This window comes from Segniliparus sp., from assembly GCF_051660745.1.
Classification (GTDB): domain Bacteria; phylum Actinomycetota; class Actinomycetes; order Mycobacteriales; family Mycobacteriaceae; genus Segniliparus.
In genome coordinates this window covers 102,962-128,643 of the sequence record NZ_JBOFQF010000028.1, presented here as the reverse complement: position 1 = coordinate 128,643, position 25,682 = coordinate 102,962, and the positions used below count along the sequence as shown (strand labels likewise).

General features: G+C 69.8%; 24 protein-coding genes. 6 read left to right on the top strand and 18 right to left on the bottom strand.

Annotated elements, in window-relative coordinates; translation table 11 throughout:
* Positions 1-28: 28 nt before the first annotated feature.
* Genes ACRC20_RS08105 through dapB form a run of 3 tightly spaced genes read right to left on the bottom strand, consistent with a single transcriptional unit; the run spans position 29 to position 1,742 of the window.
* On the bottom strand, positions 29-508 hold the full coding sequence (locus ACRC20_RS08105) for a flavodoxin family protein (RefSeq protein ID WP_438685855.1): 480 nt from the start codon (positions 506-508) through the stop codon (positions 29-31).
* Positions 501-956 carry a hypothetical protein gene (locus ACRC20_RS08100; protein WP_438685854.1) on the bottom strand — a complete coding sequence of 152 codons (456 nt, stop codon included), beginning with the start codon at positions 954-956 and terminating at the stop codon, positions 501-503. Before ACRC20_RS08100 ends, ACRC20_RS08105 begins: the two co-directional genes overlap by 8 nt.
* An 18-nt stretch (positions 957-974) precedes the next feature.
* Entirely contained in the window at positions 975-1,742 is a 768-nt protein-coding gene (dapB, locus tag ACRC20_RS08095) for a 4-hydroxy-tetrahydrodipicolinate reductase (protein ID WP_438685853.1), read from the bottom strand.
* 91 nt (positions 1,743-1,833) lie between these two features.
* On the opposite strand from dapB, the gene ACRC20_RS08090 reads away from it, so the two are divergent.
* Complete coding sequence (locus ACRC20_RS08090; RefSeq protein ID WP_438685852.1) at positions 1,834-2,304, top strand: hypothetical protein; 471 nt, start codon at positions 1,834-1,836, stop codon at positions 2,302-2,304.
* On the opposite strand, the gene ACRC20_RS08085 is transcribed toward ACRC20_RS08090, so the two are convergent.
* The 8 genes from ACRC20_RS08085 to ACRC20_RS08050 form a co-directional block, all read right to left on the bottom strand.
* The gene (locus tag ACRC20_RS08085) at positions 2,253-3,755 is read right to left on the bottom strand and encodes an APC family permease (RefSeq protein WP_438685851.1); all 1,503 of its coding nucleotides are present in this window, start codon (positions 3,753-3,755) and stop codon (positions 2,253-2,255) included. The two genes, ACRC20_RS08090 and ACRC20_RS08085, sit on opposite strands and share 52 nt — an antisense overlap.
* A gap of 121 nt (positions 3,756-3,876) precedes the next feature.
* Complete coding sequence (locus ACRC20_RS08080) at positions 3,877-4,197, bottom strand: hypothetical protein (RefSeq protein WP_438685850.1); 321 nt, start codon at positions 4,195-4,197, stop codon at positions 3,877-3,879.
* 103 nt (positions 4,198-4,300) lie between these two features.
* On the bottom strand, positions 4,301-6,496 hold the full coding sequence (locus tag ACRC20_RS08075) for a polyribonucleotide nucleotidyltransferase (protein WP_438685849.1): 2,196 nt from the start codon (positions 6,494-6,496) through the stop codon (positions 4,301-4,303).
* Between the two features lie 380 nt (positions 6,497-6,876).
* Positions 6,877-7,146 carry a 30S ribosomal protein S15 gene (gene rpsO, locus ACRC20_RS08070; protein WP_438685848.1) on the bottom strand — a complete coding sequence of 90 codons (270 nt, stop codon included), beginning with the start codon at positions 7,144-7,146 and terminating at the stop codon, positions 6,877-6,879.
* Between the two features lie 143 nt (positions 7,147-7,289).
* Entirely contained in the window at positions 7,290-8,234 is a 945-nt protein-coding gene (locus tag ACRC20_RS08065; RefSeq protein WP_438685847.1) for a bifunctional riboflavin kinase/FAD synthetase, read from the bottom strand.
* Positions 8,235-8,238: 4 nt separating this feature from the next.
* Positions 8,239-9,546 (bottom strand): glycoside hydrolase family 27 protein, encoded by a 1,308-nt coding sequence (locus ACRC20_RS08060; protein WP_438685846.1) that lies wholly within the window; start codon positions 9,544-9,546, stop codon positions 8,239-8,241.
* A gap of 56 nt (positions 9,547-9,602) precedes the next feature.
* Positions 9,603-10,742 carry an L-dopachrome tautomerase-related protein gene (locus tag ACRC20_RS08055; protein WP_438685845.1) on the bottom strand — a complete coding sequence of 380 codons (1,140 nt, stop codon included), beginning with the start codon at positions 10,740-10,742 and terminating at the stop codon, positions 9,603-9,605.
* A 5-nt stretch (positions 10,743-10,747) separates the two neighbouring features.
* The gene (locus tag ACRC20_RS08050; protein ID WP_438685844.1) at positions 10,748-11,569 is read right to left on the bottom strand and encodes an RDD family protein; all 822 of its coding nucleotides are present in this window, start codon (positions 11,567-11,569) and stop codon (positions 10,748-10,750) included.
* A gap of 39 nt (positions 11,570-11,608) precedes the next feature.
* On the opposite strand from ACRC20_RS08050, the gene ACRC20_RS08045 reads away from it, so the two are divergent.
* Both ACRC20_RS08045 and ACRC20_RS08040 read left to right on the top strand, forming a co-directional pair.
* A complete protein-coding gene (locus tag ACRC20_RS08045) occupies positions 11,609-12,601 on the top strand; it encodes a stage II sporulation protein M (RefSeq protein WP_438685843.1) in 993 nt (330 codons plus the stop codon).
* Positions 12,602-12,658: 57 nt separating this feature from the next.
* Positions 12,659-13,045, top strand: a complete 387-nt coding sequence (locus ACRC20_RS08040; protein WP_438685842.1) for a hypothetical protein — start codon at positions 12,659-12,661, stop codon at positions 13,043-13,045.
* 50 nt (positions 13,046-13,095) lie between these two features.
* On the opposite strand, the gene ACRC20_RS08035 is transcribed toward ACRC20_RS08040, so the two are convergent.
* From ACRC20_RS08035 to ACRC20_RS08010, 6 genes are all read right to left on the bottom strand, one after another.
* On the bottom strand, positions 13,096-14,418 hold the full coding sequence (locus ACRC20_RS08035; protein ID WP_438685841.1) for a DUF58 domain-containing protein: 1,323 nt from the start codon (positions 14,416-14,418) through the stop codon (positions 13,096-13,098).
* A gap of 31 nt (positions 14,419-14,449) precedes the next feature.
* Positions 14,450-15,418: an AAA family ATPase gene (locus ACRC20_RS08030; protein WP_438685840.1), complete on the bottom strand. Its 969-nt coding sequence runs from the start codon at positions 15,416-15,418 to the stop codon at positions 14,450-14,452.
* The gene (locus ACRC20_RS08025; protein ID WP_438685839.1) at positions 15,415-16,572 is read right to left on the bottom strand and encodes a DUF4350 domain-containing protein; all 1,158 of its coding nucleotides are present in this window, start codon (positions 16,570-16,572) and stop codon (positions 15,415-15,417) included. The genes ACRC20_RS08030 and ACRC20_RS08025 overlap by 4 nt, the downstream gene beginning before the upstream one ends.
* Entirely contained in the window at positions 16,569-17,246 is a 678-nt protein-coding gene (locus ACRC20_RS08020) for a DUF4129 domain-containing protein (protein ID WP_438685838.1), read from the bottom strand. The genes ACRC20_RS08025 and ACRC20_RS08020 overlap by 4 nt, the downstream gene beginning before the upstream one ends.
* A 2-nt stretch (positions 17,247-17,248) precedes the next feature.
* Positions 17,249-18,472 carry a hypothetical protein gene (locus tag ACRC20_RS08015; protein WP_438685837.1) on the bottom strand — a complete coding sequence of 408 codons (1,224 nt, stop codon included), beginning with the start codon at positions 18,470-18,472 and terminating at the stop codon, positions 17,249-17,251.
* Positions 18,473-18,552: 80 nt separating this feature from the next.
* On the bottom strand, positions 18,553-22,695 hold the full coding sequence (locus ACRC20_RS08010; protein ID WP_438685836.1) for a molybdopterin-dependent oxidoreductase: 4,143 nt from the start codon (positions 22,693-22,695) through the stop codon (positions 18,553-18,555).
* A gap of 149 nt (positions 22,696-22,844) precedes the next feature.
* Between ACRC20_RS08010 and ACRC20_RS08005 the strand changes: the two genes are divergently transcribed.
* Complete coding sequence (locus tag ACRC20_RS08005; RefSeq protein ID WP_438685835.1) at positions 22,845-23,510, top strand: DUF998 domain-containing protein; 666 nt, start codon at positions 22,845-22,847, stop codon at positions 23,508-23,510.
* Between the two features lie 122 nt (positions 23,511-23,632).
* A complete protein-coding gene (locus tag ACRC20_RS08000; RefSeq protein WP_438685834.1) occupies positions 23,633-24,391 on the top strand; it encodes a DUF222 domain-containing protein in 759 nt (252 codons plus the stop codon).
* 9 nt (positions 24,392-24,400) lie between these two features.
* On the opposite strand, the gene ACRC20_RS07995 is transcribed toward ACRC20_RS08000, so the two are convergent.
* Positions 24,401-24,742: a DUF3054 domain-containing protein gene (locus ACRC20_RS07995; RefSeq protein ID WP_438686193.1), complete on the bottom strand. Its 342-nt coding sequence runs from the start codon at positions 24,740-24,742 to the stop codon at positions 24,401-24,403.
* Positions 24,743-24,807: 65 nt separating this feature from the next.
* Here ACRC20_RS07995 and ACRC20_RS07990 point away from each other — a divergent pair, with 65 nt between their 5' ends.
* Complete coding sequence (locus ACRC20_RS07990; RefSeq protein ID WP_438685833.1) at positions 24,808-25,599, top strand: hypothetical protein; 792 nt, start codon at positions 24,808-24,810, stop codon at positions 25,597-25,599.
* Positions 25,600-25,682: the final 83 nt, after the last annotated feature.

The window sequence follows — 25,682 nt, the reverse complement described above, 5'->3', positions numbered from 1 at the left end:
CCGACAAAATCGGACGCGCGAGCTCCGCTCACCCCATGAGGCTCGCGGCCACGGTCGCGCCGAGCTCGTAGCAGGCCTCGCGGGCCTTCGCGTCCGGCGTGCCCGTGAGCTCCAGCGGGGCCGCCGCCTGCGCCAGCCCCATGCCGCCCGCGAGTTTGAGCACGGCGGCGACCGCGCCTGCCGTGTCGTTGTTGCCGTGCGCCCACAGCCCGAACGGCCGCCCCGCCACCGCGTCGAGGCAGGGGTAGTACACGGTGTCGAAGAAATGCTTGAGCGCTCCGGACATGTAGCCGAAATTCGCCGTGGTGCCGAAGAGGTAGCCGTCCGCCGCCAGCACGTCCGACGCTGTCGCGGACAACGCGGGCACAGCCCGGACCCCGACCCCCTCGATCTCCGGGTCCTTCGCCCCGGCCAACACCTTCTCGAAGATCTCCCGCGTCGCGGGCGACGGCGTGTGGTGGACGATCAGCAGGGTCTTCGTGCCGTGCGGACCAGCGCCGTCAGCCACGGGGCAGCTCCTGGCGTTCGAGGTCCACCGCACGGCGCATCGAAGCCCGCGCCGCGCTTCGGTTCCCCGCCGCGTCCTGCCCCCGCGCGAGCCGGTACCACGCCTGCCACTCGCCGGGCCGTTGGTCGACGCCGTTCTGCAGCTGCGCGACCAGCTCCTCCCCCGCCTCGGCCGTGAGCTTGCCCGAGGCCGTCCGCGCCACGCCCGACAGGTCGAGATCCTGGCCGGAGTCTTGCATGATCGAAACGAGGCGCTGGTGGGTCAACGCCTCGCGCAGGGTCGCGACGATCACCCACAGCCCCACCAGCGGCAAGAGCAGCACGCCGAACGCGAGCAGGCCCGCGAGCGAGCCGCCGTTGCGCAAGAGCAGGACCCCTCGCCAGGCCATGACCCCGAGATAGCCGAAGAGGAAGACTGTGACGAACGCGGTCGCCCAGAAGGTTCTCATCTGACCGGCGCTGCCATCTCAGAGGCCGAGGAGCGGCGCGAGGCCGAGCGTGAGCCCCGGCGTGGCGACAATGGCCCTGGCCGCGGCGAGCACGCCTGGGCCGTACGCCGCGCGGTCGACGCAGTCCGCCCGGATGACGAGCGTCTCCCCGGGGTTGCCGAACAAGATCTCCTCGTGGGCGAGATACCCCGACATCCGCACCGAGTGCACGGGCACGCCGTCCAGGTCCGCGCCGCGCGATCCGGGAAGGGCGTGCGTCGTCGCGTCCGGGGCGGGCGGCACGCCCGCCTCCGCCCGGCGCCGGGCGATCACCTGCGCGGTGTGCACGGCCGTCCCCGAGGGCGCGTCCACCTTCTTCGGGTGGTGCATCTCGATCACTTCGACCGACTCGAAGAACCTGGCGGCCTGCTCGGCGAGGTGCACGGCGAGCACCGTGCCGAGCGCGAAGTTCGGGACCACCGCGACGCCGACGGAGGGCTGGCGGGCCAGCTCGCTCCGGATCTGGTCGTGGTGCTCGGGGGTGAGCCCAGAGGTGCCGACGACGGCGTGCAGGCCGTTCGCCACGCAGAACAAGGTGTTGCCGAGCGCCGCGTCCGGGTGGGTGAAATCGACGACCACCTGGGCCTGCGCTTCGAGCAGGCTCTCCAACGGGTCGTCCCTGTCCAATGCCGCGACGAGCTCGACTCCCGGAGCCTCGTTCAAGAGCGGGACCAATGTGCTGCCGACCCTGCCGAGGGCTCCGAGCAGCCCGACCCGCAGCGTCTCCGATTGCGTGCTATGTGTCATCGAAGTCAACCTTAGTCCTCGGCCCGAACAGCCTTGCGCTAGGCTCGGACACCAGTGTTAGTCAGATAACAAAACCTAGGAAGGGAGGCTCATGCGCCACAGACTGGCCAACGCCGTCGTCGCTGTGCTGGCCGCGTGGCCGATGCTCGCGCCGAGCGCGCGGGCGGACGCCCCGGAGTTCCCGGACCTCGACGGCTACGCGTGGACTTCCCCCGACTGGTTCTTCCGGCACGGCTCGCGCCCGATGACCGCCGAGTTCTCCACCCCCGACGGCCTGTACTGCTGGGTGAGCTGGTACATGGAGATGCGCTACGGCTGCGACGGCCGCCTGCCCGGCGCTCCGGCGGGCGCGAACAGCGTTCGGGTGCAGCACGGCAGGCCAGGACAGTTCCTCGGCGCGGCCTCGCACGACATCCCCGGCGCCCCCGCCATGGAGCTGGAGGCCAACCACTACTTCAACGACGCGGGCGTTGTGTGCCTGGTGGACGACGAGGGCATGACCGCCTGCGGCTACGGGGACCACGGGTTCGTTTTGCGGCCTTCAGGGTCGAAAGCCTGGTGAGCGAGTTCGGGCGCCGTCGTCGCTGACTGCCGCCCCGCCAACACCGCGCCGAGCGCGAAGACGGCCAGGATCGAGGCCACGATGAGCACGGCGAGCAGACGATTGCCGCCGACCAGCGCGGGCAGGTTCTCCAGGATCGGGACGAGCAGCGCCAGAAGGCTCAAGAAGGCCAGCGCCGGGGCGGCCGTCGTCTTCCACCAGTGCAGCCCGGGCTTCGGGGAACGGGCGAAGTAGACCAATGCCGCCAGGCTCGTGGCGGCGTAGAGGAGCACGACGCCCACGGAGGAGAACCCGGCGAGCCAGGTGTAGTACTGGTCGACCGCGTCCACGCCCGAGGCTCCCGCCGCGGCCAACGCCGCCGCGACGGCCAACGAGACCGCGACGGACGCGCGGTGGGGCGAGTTGTGCCGCTCATGCGCGGCGGCGAGCGAGACGTGCAGCGCGCCTTGCCCGGACAGGGCGAAGACATACCGCGCCGCGACGTTGTGCAGGGACAACACGCAGGCGAAGAGGCTCGTGACGAAGAGGATCTGGACGATGTGCCCGCCGACGGCGCCGAGGTACGCCGTCGTGGCGTCCGCCAACATGTCGCCGCCACGGCTCTGCGCCTCTTCCAGCGCCCCCGCGTCACCGAAGGCGCTGATGAGCGCCCAGCTGGCCACGGCGTAGAAGGCCCCCACCAGGACGAGCGCGACGTAGGTGGCGCGCGGGATCGTCCGCTCCGGGTCGCGGGTCTCGCTGCGGAAGACGGCGGTCGCCTCGAAGCCGATGAAGCTCAGCAACGCGAAGAGCAGGCCGATCCCCGGCGACCCGGAGAAGACCTCCCTCGGGTCGAAGAGCCCGGCCGAGAGCCCCTTCCCGCCGCTGACGACGACTGCGGCGTCCAACACGGCCACGATGAGCACCTCCGCGACCAGGCCGACCGCGAGCACCCTGCCCGAGAGGTCGATCGTGCGGTACCCGAGCAGCCCGACGAGCACGAGCGCCGCCGCGGCGTGGCCGTGCCACGGCAGGCTCGGCGCGCCGTACGAGACCAGCAGCGCGTCCAGGCCGGAGCCCAGCAGCCCGTACACCCCGGCCAACAGGGTGAGGTAGGACAGGAGCGCCGCGAACCCCGCGCCCGTGCCCGCGCGTCGCCCGAGCCCTTCGGCGATATAGGCGGAGAACGCCCCCGCGACGCGCACGTAGGGCGTCATCGCCGTGAAGCCGACGGCGAACAGCAGCAGCACGGCGCCCGCGACGAGGAACGCGGCGGGGAAGCCGACGCCGTTGCCCCGGGCGATCCCCAGCGGGGTCGGACCTCCGACCACTCCGAGCGGCGAAGCCGCAGCCGCGACCATGAACACGACGCTCCACACCCCCAACTGGCCTTTGAGCTGGGCAGGCGAGGAGCCCGACGGGCTCAAAGGCTGGGCCTCGGCAGGCGGGGGCGCGTCGCGCAGGGTCGTCATATTCGGTTTCGAAGTCCTTCTCAAACGGGTGGTCGTTGCGGAGAAGAACAGTGGCAGACAGCGCTGGCCAACACCAGCCTTGAGATCGGCGAGATCGCAACGGGCGCCCCGAGCCGAGGGGTCAGAACCCCGGACGCGTCGTCACCACGGCCGCCCACGCCGTCACGTCGCTGTCGGGCACGAGCTTTCGCCACTCGGTGAGCTGGATGAAGTCTTTGTCCTTGTTCAACGCCACGACCGCAGGGACCAGCCCGAAGCCCTCGACTTTGATCGCGTATTTCGCCCGGCCCGCGACGCGGGCGGCGGCGGAGCTCGTGAGGCTCGGCAGGAAGAACACGGGGATGAACAGCGCCCACGCTCCGAAGTCCTCGAACAGCTCGTCCTCGAACACGACCGCGTACAAAAGATCTTCGCCGAGGGGCGGGATGCCGTCCTGAATCACCGCATGATCGTACCTATTGCCCAGGACCCGGAGCCAGCGAGAAAACAAAGACGAGGAAGGCCCCGGTCGAACCGACCGGGGCCTTCCTTCGTGCTCTGGGCGCTTACGCCTGCGCCGGAGCCTCGTCCTGGGCGATGATCAGGCTGATCTTGCCCCGGTCGTCGATGTCGGCGATCTCAACGCGCAGCTTCGAGCCGATCTGCACCACGTCCTCGACGCTCGCGACCCGCTTGCCGTTGCCGAGCTTCGAGATGTGCACGAGGCCGTCCTTGCCCGGGGTGAGCGAGACGAACGCGCCGAAGGCGGTGGTCTTCACGACCGTGCCGAGGTAGCGCTCGCCGACCTTCGGCAGCTGCGGGTTCGCGATGGCGTTGATCTTGTCGATCGCAGCCTGCGCGGAGTCCCCGTTGGTCGCGGCGACGTACACGGTGCCGTCGTCCTCGATGGAGATGTTGGCGCCGGTCTCCTCGGTGATCGAGTTGATCATCTTGCCCTTGGGGCCGATGACCTCGCCGATCTTGTCCACCGGGATCTTGATGGTGGTGATCCGAGGCGCGTGCGGCGAGAGCTCGCCCGGCTCGTCGATGGCGTTCGCGATCACGTCGAGGATGGTGTCGCGGGCCTCCTTGGCCTGCGCGAGCGCGCCCGCCAGGACCTGCGAGGGGATCCCGTCGAGCTTGGTGTCCAGCTGCAACGCGGTCACGAAGTCGGCGGTGCCCGCCACCTTGAAGTCCATGTCGCCGAACGCGTCCTCGGCGCCGAGGATGTCGGTCAGCGTCACGTACTTCGTCTCGCCGTTGATCTCGCCGGACACCAGGCCCATCGCGATGCCCGCGACCGGAGCCTTCAGCGGCACGCCCGCGGCGAGCAGCGACATCGTGGACGCGCAGACCGAGCCCATCGACGTGGAGCCGTTCGAGCCGAGCGCCTCGGAGACCTGGCGGATGGCGTAGGGGAAGTCCGCCTGGTCGGGCAGCACCGGCACCAGGGCGCGCTCGGCGAGCGCGCCGTGGCCGATCTCGCGGCGCTTCGGGGAGCCGACGCGGCCGGTCTCGCCGGTGGAGTACGGCGGGAAATTGTAATGGTGCATGTAGTGGCGCTTGGTGACCGGGCCGAGCGCGTCCACCTCTTGGGCCATCTTCAACAGGTCCAGCGTGGTGACGCCCAGGATCTGGGTCTCGCCGCGCTGGAACAGCGCGCTGCCGTGCACCCGGGGGATCGGGCTGATCTCGACGGAGAGCGGACGGATCTCCCGCAGGCCCCGGCCGTCGATGCGGAAGCCGTCGGAGAGGATCCGCTCGCGGACGAGCTTCTTGTTCAGCGAGCGGAACGCCGCGGAGATCTCGCCCTCGCGACCCTCGAACTGCGGCTCGAGCTGCGCCTTGGCCTCGGCCTTGATCGCTTCGATCCGCGCCTCGCGCTCCAGCTTGCCCGGCAGGCTCAACGCCTCGGACAGCACCGCGCGGGCGTTGAAGTCCACGGCGTCGTAGACGTCCTGCTGGTACGGGTGGAACTGCTGGAGCTCGAAGGCCTCCTTGCCCGCGACGGCGGCAAGCGCCTCCTGGGCGATGGCGAGCTGCTTGAGGAAGGGCTTCGCGGCCTCGAGGCCCTCGGCGACAATCTGCTCGGTCGGCTTGGTGGCGCCGCCCGCGATCAGCTCGATCGCGTTGTCGGTGGCCTCGGCCTCGACCATCATGACCGCCACGTCGCCGTCGTCGAGCACGCGGCCCGCGACGACCATGTCGAAGACAGCGCCTTCGAGCTGCTCGACGGTCGGGAAGGCGACCCACTGGCTGCCGATGAGGGCGACCCGCACACCGGCGATGGGGCCGGAGAACGGCAGGCCCGAGATCCGGGTGGACGCGGAGGCCGCGTTGATCGCGAGCACGTCGTAGAGCGCGTTCGGGTTCAGCGAGAGCACCGTGACGACGATCTGCACCTCGTTGCGCAGGCCGTCGACGAAGGACGGGCGCAGCGGCCGGTCGATGAGGCGGCAGGCGAGGATCGCCTCCGTGGAGGGGCGGCCCTCACGGCGGAAGAAGGAGCCGGGGATGCGGCCCGCGGCGTACATGCGCTCCTCGACGTCCACGGTGAGCGGGAAGAAGTCGAACTGGCTCTTCGGCTGCGAGGAGAAGGTGGTGGCGGACAGGACGGTGGTGTCCTCGTCGAGCGACGCGAAGACCGAGCCCGCCGCCTGCAGGGCGAGCTTGCCGGTCTGGAACTTCACGGTGCGGACGCCGAACGCGCCGTTGTCGAGCTCACAAGTGACCTCGTGCACCTCTGGGTTCAAGGCATTCATTGCGGGAGTGTTCCTCTCAATTAGGAATGTTCAAGGCATGGCTGAGCATCGTCAGCGGCACCGAAGTGTCTCCCACACGTACGGTCATCGATCGAAGCCACCGCAAACGTCGAGTCTGCGGAAGCCACCACCGAGGACCGCAGGAAAACCTGTGCACGCCGAAGGCTGCTGCCAGGTAGAGGGTAGCACTGGAGCGCGACAAAGCAGAAAAGGCAGGCCATGTGGCCTGCCTTTTCCAGCGTGCGACGAAGCTCATTCCCGGAGATCCGGCTGGATGAGATCCAAGGCGGAAGGAGTCGACGTGTACGGGAAATAGCGAGGAACGAGCCTTGTACACGAGCCTCCGACAACGCCGGAGATCGCCAGCCGGGTTTCGGGAATCAGCGGCGGATGCCGAGCTTCGCGATAATAGTCCGGTACCGGTTGATGTCCACCCGGGTCAGGTACTTGAGCAGGCGGCGGCGCTGGCCGACCAGAAGCAGGAGGCCACGACGGGAGTGGTGGTCGTGCTTGTGCTCTTTGAGGTGCTCGGTGAGCTCGGAGATGCGACGGCTCAGGAGGGCGATCTGCGCCTCCGGGGATCCGGTGTCGCTCTCGTGCAGGCCGTGCTCGGCCAGGATGGCTTTCTTCGCCTCGGCGGTCAACGCCATGAGGGTGCTCCTTTTGTTTCAGCTCCGCATGTCATTCATCGGCGCGAACTCGAAAACTCGACTTCGCTCCGTCGGCGCACCGCTGCGGGCCGCAGAAGCGCCGACGGGCGATTCTAGCAGCGCGGACGCGGAACGCGAAATCGCTACTGCAGGACTTCGCGGGTGTCCGCCACGTCCTTCGCGATGGCGTCCACCAGCTCTTCGCGGGACTTGAACGCGCACATGTCGCGCAGCCTGCGCACGAAATCCACGGCGACGTACTGGCCGTAGAGGTCGACGTCCTTGTCCAAGACGTACGCCTCGACCGTCCGCTCCCTGCCGGAGAACGTCGGGTTCGTCCCCACCGACACCGCCGCGGGGACGCGCCCGAGCGCACCGCGCCCGCCCGGGCTCAAGATCGAGAACCACGCCGCGTACACGCCGTCTGCCGGGATCGCCGAGTACATCGGCGGGGCGACGTTCGCGGTCGGAAAGCCGAGTTCGCGGCCTCGTCCGTCCCCGTGCACGACCACGCCCTCCACTCGGTGCGGCCGGCCGAGCGCCTCGGTGGCCGCCGAGACGTCGCCAGCCGCGACGACGGAGCGGATGTACGTCGAGGAGACGGTGACGGCGTGCTCGGCGTAGAGCCGCACCGCTTCCGCCTCGAAACCGAACCGCCTGCCGAGGTCCACAAGCATGTCGATATTGCCCGCCGCCTTGTAGCCGAACGTGAAGTTCTCCCCCACCAGCACCTTCGCCACATGCAGTTTGCTCACGAGGAACTCGTGCACGAATTCCTCCGCGGGCTGCTTGGCGAGCTCCCTGGTGAACGGGACGACGCAGAAGACGTCGATGCCCAGCTGCCCCACTAGCTCCGCCCTCCTGGTGAGCGTGGTCAGCTGCGCCGGGTGGTCGCCCGCCCGGATCACTTGGGCTGGATGCGGGTCGAAGGTGACCAGCGCCGAGGGCAGGCGGCGCTTGCGGGCCTCGTTCACCGTGCGCCGGACAAGCTCGACGTGGCCCCGGTGCACGCCGTCGAAGGTTCCGATGGTCGCCACGCACCGCCCCCAGTCCGGGGTGATGTCTTCGATACCGCGCCAGTGCCGCACCGCGTCAGCTTACCGCGCGCGCTCGCAGCAGCACCGTGTCGTGGGGGGCGACCCGCATGCGCAGCTGGACATTCTGCCTTTTGCCCGTCCCGGCGAACACGTCGGACACCTCGTACTGGGGCGAGGACGGCAGCCCGAGGCCGGTGAGGCCGGTGGAGATGAGCCGGGGGACGTCGTCGCGGTTGACCATCGCGATCGCGGTCGACCCGTCGGCCAGTTGCCGGGTCCACAACGAGCCGCCGCTGCCGGGCACGGCGGTCGCGGGACGAACCAGCGGATCTTGGTCGATCGCCAAGACCCCCGGGTTGGTCAACATCGCCAGCGTCTGCGGCGACACGGCCTCCAGCTCGTCGCCCAGCATGAGCGGCGCGGCCCACATGGCCCACATGGCGAACTGCGTGCGCTCCTCCTCGGCGGTGAGCGGCGGAGTCGCCGCCCCGTCGACGACAACCGGGGCCGAGCCGATGACGAGCATGTCGTTGTCGCAGAAGGAGCCCGGCCGCGTGACGCATGTCGACGCCCCCTCGGCGGAGAGGTCCACGGCGTCGCGCACCCCCAGCATGCCCGCCGCCCCGCCGAGCGCATGCCAGACCGGAATGACGTCGCTGCTGGTCCGGGTCATCGTCGCGACGCCTGCGAACTGCCGCAAATCGGCAGGCCGCAGCCCGCTGCCGCTGTTGGGGTTGATGCTGTAGAGGATCGGCCTGCCGGTGGCTCGCAGCGCGTCGCGCATCGCGGCGAACACGCCCACCACCTCGTCCGCGCCCGCGACCGGGCCGCACCAGTCGTCCTTGAGGAAGTCCACTCCCCACTCGGCGAAGGTCTGCGCGTCTTGGCGCTCGTGGCCCCGGCTGCCCGTCGAGCCGGGATAGGCGCCGAGCATTTGCGCGCAGGTTTGGAAGCTGGCCCCGGTGTAGAGGCCGAACCCGAGGCCCTTCGCGTGCACGTCGTCCGCGAGGGCGCGCATCCCGCTCGGGAATCTCGCCGGGTCCGCCCGCAGCCGCCCCGACGCGTCCCGCTCCGGGGCGAACCAGCAGTCGTCGACGACGACGTAGCGGTATCCCGCGTCGCGCATCCCGGACGAGGCCAGGACGTCCGCCGCGTGGCGGACCTTGGCCTCGTCCACATCGCAGCCGTACGCGTTCCACGAGTTCCAGCCGAGCGGCGGGGTTCCGGGCAGGCCAGGGATCGCGGGCGGCGGGAGGACCTCCCTTTTCGGCCCCGACCACAGGACGAGCGCCGCGACGAGCGCCACGGCCACCGCGCCTGCCGCGCCAAGGCCGACGAGCCTCCGGCGGTCGCGCTGCTGCATGCGTCCATTCTGCATGGCTCTGCCCCGCCGCGCCGAGAGCGCGCGGGCGGCCTCCGTCACCTTCGCGCCGGGCCCGCTCCGATCGGGACGCGCAGGAGCAGGTAGGGCTTCTGCCGCCGGTCGGCCCCGTTCTGGAACGAGGCTTGCCGGTCCAGCTGGTTCGCGGTGACGTAGAGCTTGCCGTCGTAGCCGATCGAGAGCGTGTCCGGCCACACCATACGGTCGTCATGGACCAAGGCGCGCCACACGCCGTCCTGGTCGCGCCGGACGATCGAATTGTGTTCGAGGTCGCCGCCGTACACCCGCCCGAGGCTGTCCGTCTCCAACCCGTCCGAGACGCCTTTCAGCCCCTCGTCGCGGAGGGTCGCCTCGACGTCGGCCTCGGATTTCGAGGGGTCGGCGAGCGTCCCGGCGTCCACCGACCACAGCTCTCGCCCGATCAGCGAGCAGTAGTACAGGCGGGCCCCGTCCGGGCTGAGCGCGATCCCGTCCGAGCCCGCAGTCGGCAGCTTCCCCGCATTGAGCAGCGGCTTGCCCTCCACCACCGGGTCGAAGCCCGGCTCCGGCTTCGTGCTCGGGTGGTCGTCCAGCCTGCGGAAGGCATGTCCGGTCGCGAGGTCCACCACGACGATCCCGTTCGGCCCGGTGAAGCTCGTGTCGGTGATGTACGCGGTCCCCTCCGGCCCTTTGGCCAGGTCGAACCGCACATCGTTGACGAAACTGCGCGGACCCGCCACGTCCGGGGGGAACACGATGGTGCGGACGATCCGATCAGTGGCGAGGTCGATCTGCACAAGCTTGGGGCCGCCCTCGGGGACCGGGGCCCCGGCGACGTCGGCGGGGTCGAGCACCCACAACCGGTCCTTCGCGTCCACCACGACCGACTGGACGCTCAGGAAATGGCGCCCGGGGTCCGTCGTGTCGAGCTTGTTGGCCTCGGGGTCCGGATACGGGACCTCTTTGCCGTCTTTGAGCTCGGCCACGGAGAACGGCACGTCGTCGCCCCAGCGCGGGTAGTTGACGAAAATCCGCCCGCCCTTCGAGACGGTCACCCCGGTCGGCATCGAGCCGTGGAACTCGAACACGGTCTCCACCTGCGGGGGTTGGCCGGACGGCCCGCCCGCGCGCTCACGGGCAGGAGGCGGCGAACAGGCGACGAGGCCCAACGCGACGACGAGTGCGACCACAGGCTTCACGACTGTCATCCTGCCACCGGCTCCAGCGCCCTTTTCCTGCGCTCCCGCAACTCGTCCCGCCCGGCCGCGTCCTTGGTGTACCGCAGCCACTCCCGCCGGTGGCGCTCCGCGAGCACAGCGACGATGAGCGTGCTCGCGGGCATGCTCGCGGGCGGCGGCGGGGAGATCGAAGCCGCGATCTCGTCCGCGATCCGCTGCTCCAGGGCGCGCGAGACTTGGGGGCGCAGGCTGCGAGAGCGCCGAACGTGCTGCTGGGCGAGCAGCGCGAGCTCCGGCGAGAGCCTGCCGAGCGAGAGCGTGCTCGCCCAAGGCGCGAGGCCCCACGGCATGGGCGGCGGGGGCGGAACGAGCTCGGACCGCTCGTTGATCACGACCGTCCCCGCGAAGACGTCGCCGATCCGTTTGCCCTTCGCCGAGACCAACGAGCTGATCACCGCCGGGGCCGCGCCGAGCGTGTAGATCTCGAACACGGCCATCAAGCCCCGGATCAGCGCCTGGCGGAACCGGATCGGGCCGCCGTCCTCGGCCACCACCCGCAAGCCGGTCGCCATCTTCCCGAACGTCCGGCCCCGGCTCAAAGTCTCGTGCAGCACCGGATAGCCCACGATGACCATGAAATACAAGAAGAGCGTCATCGCGAAGACCCACGCGCTGTCGAAGCTGCCCGCGGACGCCGCCGCGAAAGCGCCAAAGCAGAACACGAACAGCAGCACAACGGCCGCCGCGAGCTGGAGGGCGGCGTCGATGAGTTTCGCGACCGCGCGCATCGGCAGCTGCGCCAGTTGCACGTCGAGCACAACCGCGTCCCCAGTCACCAGTTCCGCCATAGTCGCACTGTACCTGAGCGGTGGCGTTATGCTCTGCGTGTGGACTCTCACGCGTTCGCCAGTGTGCACGGGGAAAACTGGCGCAGGCTCGAATCTCTGCTGGAGCGCAGACGGACGCTCCGGGGGGACGAGGTGGACGAGCTCGTCTCCCTCTACCAACGCACCGCCACGCATCTGTCGATGCTCCGTTCCGCCGCAGAGGACCCGGCGCTGATCGGCAGGCTCTCTGTGCTGGTCGCCCGCGCCCGGTCGGCGGTCACCGGGGCCCACGCGCCCGCGTGGCGAGAGTTCGGCAGGTTCTGGACGGTCGTCTTCCCGGTCGCCGCCTATCGCGCCCGGTGGTGGTGGCTGGGAGCCGCCGTCTTCACCATCGTGGTCGCCACCGCGACAGGTTGGTGGGTCGACCACGATCCGAACGCGCGGGCCGCGATCGCCCCGCCCGAGCACATCCAGCAGCTCGTCGACCACGATTTCGAGAACTACTACAGCGAGCACGAGGCGAGCGCGTTCGCCACAAAAGTCTGGCTCAACAACAGCTGGGTGGCCGCGCAATGCCTCGGCATGGCCGCGCTGCTCGGGCTCCCGATCCCCTTTGTGCTCTTCCAGAACGCGGTCAACGTCGGAGTCGGCGGCGGCCTCATGTTCCACGCCCACAAGGGCGGTCTTTTCTTCGGGCTGATCCTCCCGCACGGGTTGTTGGAGCTCACTGCAGTCTTCCTCGCGGCGGGCGGCGGGATGCGGCTCGGCTGGAGCGTGATCGCGCCGGGCAGGCGGCAGCGGGTCCAAGCGCTCGCCGAAGAAGGCCGGTCCATGATCGCGATCGCTATGGGCGCGGCGCTCGTCCTCCTCGTCTCCGGCGGAGTCGAAGCCTTCGTCACCCCCTCGCCGCTGCCGACCTGGGCGAGGATCGGCATCGGCGTCGTCGCCGAGTCGGTGCTCCTCGTCTATGTGGTCGCGCTCGGCAGGCCTGCGGCTCGCGCGGGCGAGACCGGCGACCTCGAGAACGCGCCCGACTACGCGCCGTCCGCCTGAGCGCGACCGGCCCCGAAGACAGCACTCGTCCGACACGTTTCGCGGTACCATCAGGTGGTGAGGCTTTTCTTGGCTTCCGCCGCCGTGGCGTGCGCGGGCCTCTTCGCAGCGCCCGCCGGGGCCGCAGACCCCGATCCCCTCGCGCCGCCCGCAGAAGTCGGAACGACCTGCGCGCAATTCCTCTCGCTCAAGGCGGAAGGCCAGGTCGGCGTGATGGAGCGGATCCTCGCGTACGACGCCCTCGGGTACATGGACCCTCGGATGTCGTCGCGCGACCACCCGGGCAGGCCGCCCGTGGTCGCCGCGACAGGGGCGGCGAGGCGGGCCAAAGAACTCTGCATGGAGCGTCGCGACGAGACCGTCTACCACGTGCTCGGCGGCACCGCGCCCCTGTACCCGTACGGCCTCGTGCCCGAGGGCGGCCCGACGCTGGCCCCGCGCTGAGCGCGCGGCAGAGACCAGCTGCACAGACCAGCGGAGACCTCGCAGAAGCGCTACAGCTTGCCGGTCGCCTTCATCGCGATGTATTTGTCCGCGAGCGCCGGGGCGAGCCGCTCTGGCAGCTCGTCGAGCACTTCCACGCCCATGGCCCGCAGCTCTCCCGCCACGAAATCGCGGTCGGCGCGCATCCGCTCGGCGGCTCCCGCGCGGTAGACCCGCTCCGCGTCGCCGCGTCCCTGCGCGAGCTCGGCGAGCCGTGGATCGGCCACGGCGGCAACGAGCACGTGGTGGCGCAGCGCGAGGTGCCCCATCACGGGGAGCCAGCTCTCCTCGAACGCGGACCGGGAAAGGTCGGTGAGCAGCACGGCGAGGCTCCGCCTGCGCGATCTGGCCAAAACGGTCTCGACAAGCCCTTCGGCGTCGGCCTCGACCAGGGCGGGTTCGAGCGGCGCCATGGCCTGGACCATGGCAGGCAGCAGCCCGGCCGCCGTCGTGGAGCCGACCCAGCCCCGGACTTGGCGGTCGTAGGCCAGGAAGCTCACCTTGTCCCCCGCTTTGCTCGCCAGCGCCGAGAGCAGGAGCGCCGCGTCCATCGACCAGTCCAGCCTCGGCCAGCCCGCAGGGTCGGACGACAGCGGGTCGACGCCGATCCGGCCCGCGCTGGTGCGCCCGCAGTCCAAGACGACGAGGACGCGCTGGTCCCGCTCCGGCCGCCACGTCCGCACCAGGACGTCGCCGCGCCGGGCCGAGGCGCGCCAGTCGATGGAGCGGACGTCGTCCCCGTCCACGTATTCGCGCAGAGAGTCGAATTCGGTGCCTTGGCCCCGCAGCAGCGAGAGCGTCTGCCCTTCCAGCTCCCGCAGTCGCATGAGCCGTGCGGGCAGGTGCTTGCGGGAGAGGAATGGCGGCAACGCGCGCAGCCGCCACGGGACCTCGACGGAACGCTGCCTGCCCGCGAAGCCGAGCGGGCCGAGCGAGCGGACCGTCGTCTTCGCCGCATGCTGCTCGCCCCGCCGAACCGGCCGGAGCAGCGTCTCGACGGTCACGCGCTCGCCTGGCGGCAGGGCGATGCGGTGCTGCCAGGGGCGGGCGGCCGCGCTCGGGGCCCACGCGTCGCGCAGCGCTCCCCGGACCGTGCGCTTGCCGAGGTTCTCCACATCGAGCCGGACCCGCGCCGTCTCGCCGAGCCGGGACACCTCGTCGCCGGAGCGGACGAGGCCGAGCCGCTTCGGGCTGCCCGCGAACGCCACGTCCACCAGCACGAGGAAGACGACCACCGCGACCGCGCCGTAGCACACGGCCTCCGGCCTCGGAGACAACAGCACGGCGAGGGCGCCGAGCGCCATCGCGAGCCCGGCCCGCCAGGTCAGCACCATCAGGGCCTCGCCACGTCGTCCGCTGCCGAGATCATCGGGGCACCGGCACCGAGGCGAGGAGCCCTTCGAGCAGCACGTCGGCGTTCATCCCCTCCAGCTCGGCCTCGGGCCGCAGCCCGATCCGGTGCCGGAGCGCGGGGCGGGCCATGATCTTCACGTCGTCGGGGGTGACGAAGGCCCGGTCCGAGAGCCACGCCCAGGCCCGCGCCGAGGCGAGCAGCGCCGTCGCGCCCCGAGGCGACACGCCGAGCCGCAGCGAAGGCGAGTGCCGCGTCGCCCGCACCACGTCCACGATGTATCCCAGGACCTCAGGGGCGACATGGACCCGCTGGACCGCCTCCCGCCCCGCCGCGAGGTCGGCAGCGGAGGCCACCGGCTGGACGGCGGAGATGTCTCTGGGGTCGGCGGCCGCCGCGAATCGCGTCAGGATCCCGATCTCGTCCTCGCGCTGCGGCAACGGCACGACGAGTTTGAGCAGGAAGCGGTCCAGCTGCGCCTCGGGCAGTTGGTAGGTGCCCTCGTGCTCGACCGGGTTCTGGGTGGCGGCCACGATGAACGGGTCCGGCAGCGGCCGGGGATGCCCGTCGACGCTCACCTGCCGCTCCTCCATCGCCTCCAAAAGCGCGGCCTGGGTCTTCGGCGGCGTCCGGTTGATCTCGTCGGCGAGCAGCAGGTTCGTGAAAACCGGCCCCTCTCGGAAGACGAACTCGGCGCTGCGGGCGTCGAAGATCTGCGACCCGGTGACGTCGCCCGGCATGAGGTCCGGGGTGAATTGCAGCCTCTTGAAATCGAGGTCCAGCCCTCGGGCGAGGCTGCGGACCAACAAAGTCTTCGCGACGCCCGGCACCCCCTCCAAGAGCACATGCCCCTTCACGAGCAGCCCGATCAACAGGCCCGTGACCACCGAGTCCTGCCCGACCACGACCTTCCCCACCTCGTGTCGCAGAGCGGCGAACGCCGCCTTCGGATCTGCCACCACAGGATTTGCGGCTGTGCTCATACCCCGCGCACCTTCCCTTCCAAGACAGCGTGTTCCGCTGTGCCGTTCTCCAGTATGTCAAGCTCGTGGGCCAATGCCACCAACGCCGCGTCGTCGTCCGGGTCCGGCCCGTACAGGATCGTTTTGATCTCTTGCGGACTCCGCTGCGACCATACCGCGAGCACCGCCGCCATCGTGTCCTGCGAGCGGGCCGGGACTGCGAGCCGTTTGGACAAGCGCGCCAACGCGGCCCCGCGCAACGCCGCGGCCGCCCGGTCCCGCGCACGCCTGGCTTGGTAGAGCTTGCCGAGGCCCTCCGAGGTCTCCGAGGCGCGGACAACCACCGGCAACCGCTCGACGACCACCGGCCCCAGCCTGCGCGCCTGCCACAGCCCGGTCAGCACCACCGCGACGGCCAGCGCGCGGGCCGCCCACCAGATCCGGTCGGGGACCAAGGACATGAGGTCGGGACCGGCCTTCGCCCCGTCGGTCTGCGAGACTTGCGGAGCGAGCCAGACCACGGTGTGGCGCGTGCCGAGCAGGTTGAGCGCGAGCGCGGCGGCCCCAGGCGCGGCGATTCCCGCGTTGCTCATGAAGCTGCTGTCGCCGACGACGCTGACAAGCCTGCCGCCCTGCCGGTAGCGCAGCACCGCGCCGTCGTAGCAGGAATCCACGACATCGGGGGCCGTGTACGCCCAGCCGCCGATCTCGACCGGGCCCGCGCGTTGTGCGCCGCTCCACCCGCAGCCCGGCTTGCGCTGCTCCTGCACAAGGCGGTGGGAGCCGTAATCGATCCCGGGGGCGAGCACGCGCATCTGGGAGTAGGCGCCGTCCAACACAACCCGGTCCCCGGGGAGGGCCGCGACCTGGCTCAGAGAGCTCTCGCCCGTGATGTAGCTGCCATTGGTGACGAAGAGCAGGGTGTCGTCCGTGGCCGCTGCCTTCGCCTCGGGCACGGTGCGCACGACGCGCAGCTCCACCCCTTGCTCGCGAAGCAGCTCCGCGAGAGCGTGCCCGCCGCCCTTGCGCCAGCCTTGCGGGTCGAGCGGCTTGTCCGAGGCGGACTCGTCGTCGCTGAAGAACACCGCGAGGCCGACGAGCACGGCCACGACGAGCACGAACAGCACCGCGCCCTTCGCGCCTCGCCTGCCTCGGACCGCAGACGCCCCGCTCACCACGCCTGTTCCTCCCGGCCCACGCCCACCAGCTTCGTCTCGTCGGAGGTCGTCTGGCCGTCTTTCCGCAACGCGCGGACGGCGGCGGGGATCGCCTCGTCGAGCCTGCCCACATCGAGGTACGCGCCCTCCGAGCCCGCCCGCCCGCCATAGACCACCTCGTCGAAGACGCGGGCCGCTTCGGCGAGGCCGCTTTCGAGCGCGGGCAGGAGGCCGCCCGCCAAGAAGGCGAACTCGTCCGCCGTGCGGCCAGGGGTGAGCGCGAGGACGGCCCGCTCGTCGAGCTCTTTGACCATCGCGCGCGTCCGTTCGGCGATCGCGGTCGCCCAATCGCCCGAGGCTGCCGCTGCCGCAGCTCGTTGCCGATGCTCGTCCGAGGAGGACAGCACGGCCTCCTCGTCCTCGAAGAGCCCCTTGTTCTTCGCGGCGCCCCGAGCGGCCCTGCGGGCGTAGAAGACGACGAGCGCGCCCAAGACCACAAGCAGGAGGAGGACGAGCAGCGGCATCAGGCTCCCCTCCCAGAAGCCGCTGTGCCTGCCGCCGTGGAAGGCTTGGTCCCCCGCCTGCCTGCCCAGCCAGGACGTGACGTCGTCCCACCACGTCCGGTGCTCGTAGCGGGGATCGGTGAGCTCGTGCTGCGCGGCTTCCCCGGCGGGGCCTCGGTCGACTTCCACAGTCACGCCTCCTGCCCGATCCGACCGGCGTCGACGACGCCGCCGCCGAGGGACCCGAGCAGCACCAGGTCGTAGGCCTCTTGCCGCATTCGTTGGTCCACATAGAGCAATGCGGTCACGCTCGCCGCGAACGGCATGAGGACGCTCCGCGAGAGCAGCTGCCCGACGGCGAGCAGCACCACGCTCAGCACGGCCACGTGCCCGTCGGGAGTTGTGTCCGACCCGAACGCCTCGCCTGCGACCATGAACGGCAACGACAGCGACAGGCCGACGAACGCCGTGACGAGCTTGGTGAGCAGGCCGACGCCGAGGATCTTCCAAAACCCGCGCTGGACGAGGAGCGCAGACCTGCGGCAGGACGCGAGCACGCCGAGGCGCTCGCTCATCATCGCCGGGGCGGAAAGCGAGAGGAAGACGCCGACGACGGACGCCAGCAACAAGAAGAACGGCTCCACCAGCACGAGGAGGAGCACAGCGCCAGGCACGGAGAAGCCGATGGCGATCACGAGGAGCGCCGCCACGACGGGCAGGAGGACGATCAGCGCCTGGACGAACAACACGACGCAGGAAAGGCAGGCCAGCGGGAGCGCCCTGGCGCGCGTCTCCAGCCAGGCGGCGCGCGCGGGCTCGGGCTCGCCCCGCTCCCCCGCCAACGCCCTGGCCAGCACCGGCATCACGCAGCCTGCGATCAACGTCGCGGCGACCAGCGAGACCGGAGCATCCGCCAACGAGCCCGCCAACGAGACCGTCGACCTGCTCTCCGGAGAGTCCAGCGCGACGGCAGAGCCGAAGGCTCCGGTGGCCCGCAGCGCCCACCGCAGCACGGGGGCCAGCACTGCTATTTGGACCAGAGCCCCCACGGCGAGCACGACGACGGAGAACCCGAGCACCGTCTTCGGGTTGGACCGGACGACCGCCACAGCGCCGTTGTAGATCTCCGACAAGCTGAGCGGGCGCAGCGGGATCGCCCCTGGTTGCAGCGGCATGCGGACGCCTGCCGACGGCTTGCGGGCCAGTGCGGCGCGAACAATCGCGTCTGCGACGGCCCGAGCCGCCTCGTCGGGCGCCGGGCCGGGCCGCCATGCGGCAGACGCCGGCGGGGCTGCGGCGGGCTCGGGCATGCCGGGCGGCGGCTCCGACGGACCCCGCTCCCGGCTGTCGGTTCCGACAGCGCCCAGGGCGGGGTACGAGTAGTGCCCCTCTCGCGCCGCCCCCGAAGATTCCATCTTTCTATCTTGGCAGAAATCCCCGGCGCGGGCGGCGGCGGTCTCGCCCGGCTGAGCCGCAAGACCCGCGACGACGGACGTCAGTACACGTCCCGCACGTACCGCTTCTCGCCGGTGAGCCGTTTCTTGTAGGCTTTCGCCTCGTCCTGCGACATCCGGCCATGCGTCTGGATGATGCGCACCAGGGTTTCGTCCACGTCTTTCGCCATCCGGCTCGCGTCGCCGCAGATGTAGATCCGCGCCCCGTCCTCGATCCACTGCCACAGCCGGGCGCCGTGCTCCACCATCCGGTCCTGCACGTAGACCCGTTGCCGCTGGTCGCGGGAGAAGGCGAGGTCGAGCCGGGTCAAGAACCCGTCGGAGAACATCTCCTCGAGCTCTGACTGGTAGTAGAAATTCTCCGCCGCGTGCTGGTCGCCGAAGAACAGCCAGTTCTGCCCCTTGTGGCCGAGAGCGCGTCGTTCGTGCAAGAAGCCGCGGAACGGGGCGACACCGGTGCCGGGGCCGATCATGATCGCAGGCGCGTCCGCCTCGGCGGGGACGCGGAAATGCGGGGAGCGCTGCAAGAACACCGGGATGAGCCGGTCGGCGGCCCGGTCGGCGAGGAAGGTCGAGCAGACTCCCCCTCTGGTCCGCCCGTCCACTCCGGAAAAACGGACCACCGACACGGTGAGCTGCACCTGGTCGGGGTTCGTGCTGGGGCTGGACGAGATCGAGTATTGCCGGGGCGCGAGTTTGGGGAGCACTTGCTGCCACTCGGCGAAGTCGGCCTGGACAGGGAACTCGCGGATCAGGTCCGCGCCCTGCCTGCCGAAGAGCCAGTTGTCCAGCTCGACTTTGTTGTCCCTGCGCAAGAGCTTCGCGAGCGCGAGGTCGTTGTTGCGGGCGGAGACGAAGCGAAGGAGCTGCGGCGTGATCCTGCAGATGTCGTAATGCGCGGTGAGCGCGTCGACCAGGAGCTGCGACACGTCGTCGACGGCGACGGTCCGCGTGCCGTCGAGCCCGGTCGACCTGAGCCAGGCCTCGACGTCCTCGGCGGCGTTCACCGGGTAGATCCCGAGCGCGTCCCCCGCCTCGTACGCGAAGTCGTGGCCGGAGACGTCGAACGCGAACTGGCGCACTTCCTTCGTCGAGTTCTCGCCGGAGATGACCCGGTTCAGGCACATGGGCACGGCGATCCGACGGTTCTTGGCAGGAGCTTCCGACCGCTCCTCGACGGTCTCGACCACGGCGGGCGCGGGCTCGGCGACGACAACAGCCGCCGGTCCCGGCTTCGCCGGGGCGGCTTGCGCCATGCCCTCTTGAGAACCGCGCAGCGCCTCGACCACGTCGCGCAGCCAGTCCTCCGCGAGCTGCTCCTCGTCCGCCTCGGAGACTACCAGCGGCAGCACCCGGACCGCCCCCAGCTCCGACAGCCGGGCGTCGAGGGCTCTCGCGTGGCCGCAGAAGTCGTCGTACGCCCGGTCCCCGACTCCGAACACGGCGTACTTGAGCTCGGCGAGGCGCAGCTCGGTGTCCGTGTCGAGCCTGGCCCAGAAGTCCGAGCCGTTGTCCGGCGGCCCGCCCGTGCCGAAGGTGCTCGTCACGACCAAGACCTGCGGAGACCCCGCGAGGTCGGCCAAGTCCAAGTCGTCCATGTTCGCGCCTCGGGCGGGCAGCCCGGCTTCGACGAGCGCGCCGACGCACCGCTCGGCGAACTCCTCCGCGTTGCCGGTCTGGCTCGCCCACACGACGAGGACCGGGGTCGTCTGCTGTTCCCCTGCCACGGGCGCGGCATGGCCCTGCGCGGCGGGCGAGACGCGCGAGCTCATACCTGCGAGCATGCCGTCCAGCCACAGGCGGACCGGCTCGCGGACCGGGGCCCCGGCGGGGAGCACAGGGACGCCAGGCTGGCTGAGCCCCACGCCTGCCAAGAACCCCGAGACGTACAGGCTCTCCGCCTCGGTGAGCTGCGGGGCAGGGACCAGCTGGAACGGCAGGCCGGGCAGCGGGGGCGCGGAGGACGGCGACGGAAGGGCCGTCGGAGCGCCCGACGACGCGGGGGCCTCCGCCTCGGGCTTCGGGAGCGGCTCGAGCGAGACGGCGCAGATCTTCAATTCGGGCTGCAACGACTCGGGGTCCACAGCGTCACTGGTCACGGCGTTGACCGTGAGGTTCTCGCCGTGCGCGTCGTTCCAGTGGAACGGCGCGAAGCACGAGCCCTCGCGAATACGGTCGGTGATCACAGCGGGCAGCACCGCCTCGCCCCGGCGGGAGCGCACCCTGACCTCTTGGCCCTCCTCGATGTCGAACTGCTTCGCGTCGATCGGATGCACTTCCACAAACGGTCCGGGGTTGAGCTTGTTCAGCTTCGCGACCTTGCCCGTCTTGGTCATCGTGTGCCATTGGTGCTGCAAGCGCCCGGTGTTGAGGACGAGTGGGAACTCGTCGTCCGGCAGCTCGTCGGCCTCAAGGTGCGGGCGGGGGTGGAACACGGCCCGCCGCGAGGGAGTCGGGAAGGCGAGCCTGGGGACGACGCCGTCCTCGCGCACGTGCAGCGCCTGGCTCACCCCGTCGTTGAGGTAGCGGATGGGATGGCGGTCGGCCGCGTCCTCCTCCTCCGGCGGGCACGGCCATTGCAGCGGTGTGCGCCGAAGCCGCGCGTAGCTCGCGCCGCGCAGGTCCCAGCCGGTCGTCGGGTTCCAGAATCCGCGCAGCTCGTCGAAGACCTCTTCGCTGGACTGGTGCCCGAACGCGTCGCCGAAGCCGAGCTCGGCCGCGACCAGGCAGATGAGCTTCCAGTCCGGCAACGCGTCGCCCGCCGGGGGGATGGACTGCCGCAGCAGGGTGAGGTTGCGCTCCGAGTTGACCATGACGCCGTCGCTCTCCGCCCAGAGCGCGGCGGGGAGCAGCACGTCGGCGTACGGGTTCGTGGCGGTGTCGAGGAACGCGTCCTGGACGATCACGAGCTCTGCGGCCTCAAGCCCGTCGATGGCCACTCGCCGGTTCGGCGTGGTGGCGACCGGGTTGGTGCAGATGATCCAACAGGCTTTGACCTGCCCGCTCCCCAGCTGGCGGAAGAGCTCGACGGTCCCCGGCCCCACGTCGGACCGGATGGTCTCCGGCGCGAGGCCCCATGCCTGCTCGGCGAACTCCCGGTCCTTCGGGCTCACGACCGAACGCTGCCCCGGCAGGCCGGGCCCCATGTAGCCCATCTCGCGGCCCCCCATGGCGTTGGGCTGGCCGGTGAGGGAGAACGGCCCGGCGCCTGGGCGGCAGATCGCGCCGGTCGCGAGGTGCAAGTTGCAGATCGCGTTGGTGCTCCACACGCCGTGGGTGGACTGGTTCAGCCCCATCGTCCAGCAGCTCATCCAGTCCCCCGCCGCCGCGATCATGGCGGCCGCGCGGCGGATGTCGGGCTCGGCGAGCCCGGTGATCTCCGCGACCTTGTCGGGCGGGTAGTCGAGGAGGAAGCCCTCCATGCCCTCCCAGCCTTGGGTGTGCTCGGCGACGAATTCCCGGTCGACATGCCCGCCCGCCACGAGCAGGTGCAGGATCCCGTTGAGCAGCGCCACGTCCGTGCCTGGGCGGATCTGCAGGTAGAGGTCGGCTTTCTCGGCGGTCGCGGTGCGCCTCGGGTCGACGACGACGAGCTTCGCCCCGGCCTTGAGCCGGTCCGCCATCCGCAGGTACAGGATGGGGTGGCAGTCGGCCATGTTGGATCCGATGACGAAGAACAGATTCGTCTGGTCGAAGTCCTGGTAGGAGCCGGGCGGCCCGTCCGCGCCGAGGGACTGCTTGTAGCCGGTCCCCGCGCTGGCCATGCAGAGCCGCGAGTTCGACTCGATGTGGCTGGTCCTGAGATATCCCTTGGCGAGCTTGTTCGCCAAGTACTGGGCCTCGATGGACATCTGGCCCGAGACATAGAGCGCCACCGCGTCCGGCCCGTGCTCGTCGAGGATCTTCCGCAACCGCGAGCCCGCCTCTTTGACGGCCGCCGCAAGGTCGACCGGACGTGCGGGACCGCCGCGTTCGGCCCGCACGTGCGCCGTGGTCATCCGGCCTTCTCCGCGCATCATCTCGGCATGGGTCTGCCCCTTGGTGCACAGCCTGCCGAAATTCGTCGGATGCTCTTTGTCCCCGGAGACTTTCGCGATGATCGGAAGCCCGTTCTCTTCCTTCGTCTCGACCACGATCCCGCAGCCCACACCGCAATACGAGCATGCCGTGCGGGTCTGGGTCACTCGTTCATTTTCTGTTTCCCCCCGCCCCTGGCGGTTCCAACTGCGTTATCGTTGCGTCAAACTCACCTCACAAGCCCCGACGCCAGGAGTGTGCGGGCAAAGCGCGGGCCCGCACGCCCGTGTTGCCCGCTCCGCCTAGGATAGCTGGCATGGCGCGATGGAAGAGCGAGCTTTGGGCGTGGCTCTGGGCCGCGCAGATCCAATTTTTCATCGCGTACGAGGCCGTGGCCTCCGCATGGCGGGCGCCGTTCGACTGGAAGCGCAACCCGATCAGCGACCTCGCCGCCGCAGAGTGCTACACGAGTCCCGGCGACGGCCATCCGGTCTGCTCCCCCTGGCGGTTGGGCATGGGCGGCTCGTTCCTCGCGACCGGGGCGCTCATGGCCGCCGGGGCCTTGCTCGCGCCGAGGGAACTCGTCGGCAGGGCCGCGAAGACGCTCCTGGTCGTCGGCGGGGCAGGCTTCCTCATCGTGGGGCTCACCCCGCATCTGAGCGACTCGGGCGCGCATATGACCGGCGCTTTGCTCGCTATGGTCTTCGGCAATCTCGGGCTCGTCCTCGCCGGATGGCAGGCGCGCCGGACACTCCGCGTCGCCGGGACCGCCACTGCCGTGTGCGGATTGATCGCCCTCGTCGCGTTCGTGGCCATGACTGTCACGCAGCTGCTGTGGGTGATCCCGCCCGGCCCGGACACCGCGTGGGCGCTGTCCTGGTTCGGCCTCATCGAGCGGATCGTCGTGTACCCGACCATTGTCGGCATGGTCGTCCTTGGCGCGGGCGCGATCGCCTCCCGGCCACGGGCCGCCCAAGCCTGATCGAGCATTATTTTTTTCTATATTTTCCTTGTTCTGCCTGGCGCTTTCGCGTATAATCGAACGTATGGCCAGTACGGCGGGAACCGGTTCGGCGGTGAGGGATTTGCTCGTCGCGCTCGCGGATGTGGAGCGCGAGGAATCCCTGCTGCTCTCCCGCAAGGCCGTGCTGGTGGCGAGGATCGCCGACGAAGTGGCGCGGCACCATGCCATTGGAAGCGGCAGCAGAGTTGCGCGAGCGCCTCGACGCCATCGCCCGCACGGTGCGCACTGGCACATCCCCCCTTGACGACCCCCGCCCCCTCCACACCCGGCACAGCGACGCATTAGCCGCACTCGCACGCGGCGAGCACCAGCTCGTCTGCGAATGCGGCAAGCCGTCCTGCAAGGCAGCCGCGCGGCCAGCCCGCCACGCCAAGAACATCGAACTCGTCGTCCAACTCCCCACCCTCATCGGAAAAGACGACATCCCCGCGCTCCTCGACGGAGCGCCGATTGACCCCGAACTCGCACGAATACTCGCCAAAGCAGCCAAGCGCATCGAATTCACCACAGACCCCCAGCAATACAAGCCAACTTCAGCAGTCGAGACCCATGTGAATGTGCGCGACCAGCACTGCAGGTTCCCCGGCTGCTTCCGACGCGCCCGCACCGAACTCGACCATACGGAGCCCTTCAACCATGAACATCCAGAATCCGGTGGACAAACAACCCCCGAAAACCTCAAACGCCTCTGCAGACACCACCCTCCCCCACTCGCAGAACTCGTGGGAGGTGCCCCCAGAGCCAAAACACACGCCAACTGGCACGACGCACAATCACCAGACGGCACCGTCCACTGGACATCGCCAACCGGCCAGCGGCACACCACCAGCCCAGGCTAGGAACCAGGCCTAGCGATTCGACCGAGCGGCGACGATGTTGGCGATCAATCGCCAGCCGAGCAGGAAAAGCGCCGTGACAATGCTCGCGACGACGATGAAACTCGGCACGACGCCCTGTCCGGCGAGCTTGCGCAGGAGCATCCCGACACAGACTGCGCCAAGCCATACCCCCACGCCGGTCGGGACGACAGCCCTCGGCGCGCGCCAGCCTCGGACCAGCGCCCAGCCAACAGCGGCGCCGACCAAGAACGGCAGAGCCGTCTTGAGGACGCCGAGGACATCGCCGTGCTCATGATGGCTGCGCCTGCCGATCGCCGCGAAGACGATCAGGCACAGCGCGTCCACGGCCATCGCGGTCCGAGGCCGCGTCGTCGCCAAAGCTGTCACCACCTGCCCCACTGTAGACTCATCGGGTGATGAGGTCGCAGACAACCGGGTCCCAAGCGGCCCGACGAGCGGCATTGCGCGAAAAGAGCCGTCCCGCACAACGGTCCAAGCCGCAAGGGCCGACGCTCCTCGACCGGCTCACCACCTGGCGCGCGCTCGCCGTCCTCGCGTCTGTCTGCGTCGCCGTCGCGGTCGGAGCATGGATCTGGCTGAAACCCCGCGAGCACCACACGAACCCGGCCGCGATGCGGATCGCCGCGGACGAGTTCCCCCCGGAGTACATCGCGAAAGAGAATTTGAGCCTCAACTCGGTCGCCTACCCGCAGCAGAACCTGCCCAACACGAAATACGACCCGCCCCGCTGCGCGGAGTTCGCGACGCAGAAACCCTTCGAGGAGCTTGGCGACGGCAAAGCCTCCTACGGCGTGCGGCGCGGGTCGGACGAGCTGCGGACCATCGCGCTCGGCGTGGTCGACCGAACGGTCTCCTGGGACGAGTTCGCCCAGTTCGCGAAGTCTTGTCCGACATTCTCGATGACGAACGACTTCGGCAGCGGGACCATGTCCATCGCGCCGCAGCAACCGCCCGGGTCTTCCGCTCAACAGGCCGTCAGCTATCTCCTGACGACGCACAGCGCGAAAGGGAGCGCGGCCAAAGACAGCTCGATGCTCGTCGTCCTCGCCCATGTCTCCGAGCACACCGTGTTCGCGGGGCTCACCCTGCAGTCCCTCAAACCGGCCACGGCGGACCAGCTGCCGGACAAGGAGGCGTTCGCCAAGCTCTACGCGACGCTGGTGCAACGGGTCGAAGACAACAGCTGACGGCCATGCCGCTCTTTTGACCTTTGGAACAATAAATTCGGGTATGTTAGTCTCGATTTTGTTGTGATCCACTTCGGCGGGGA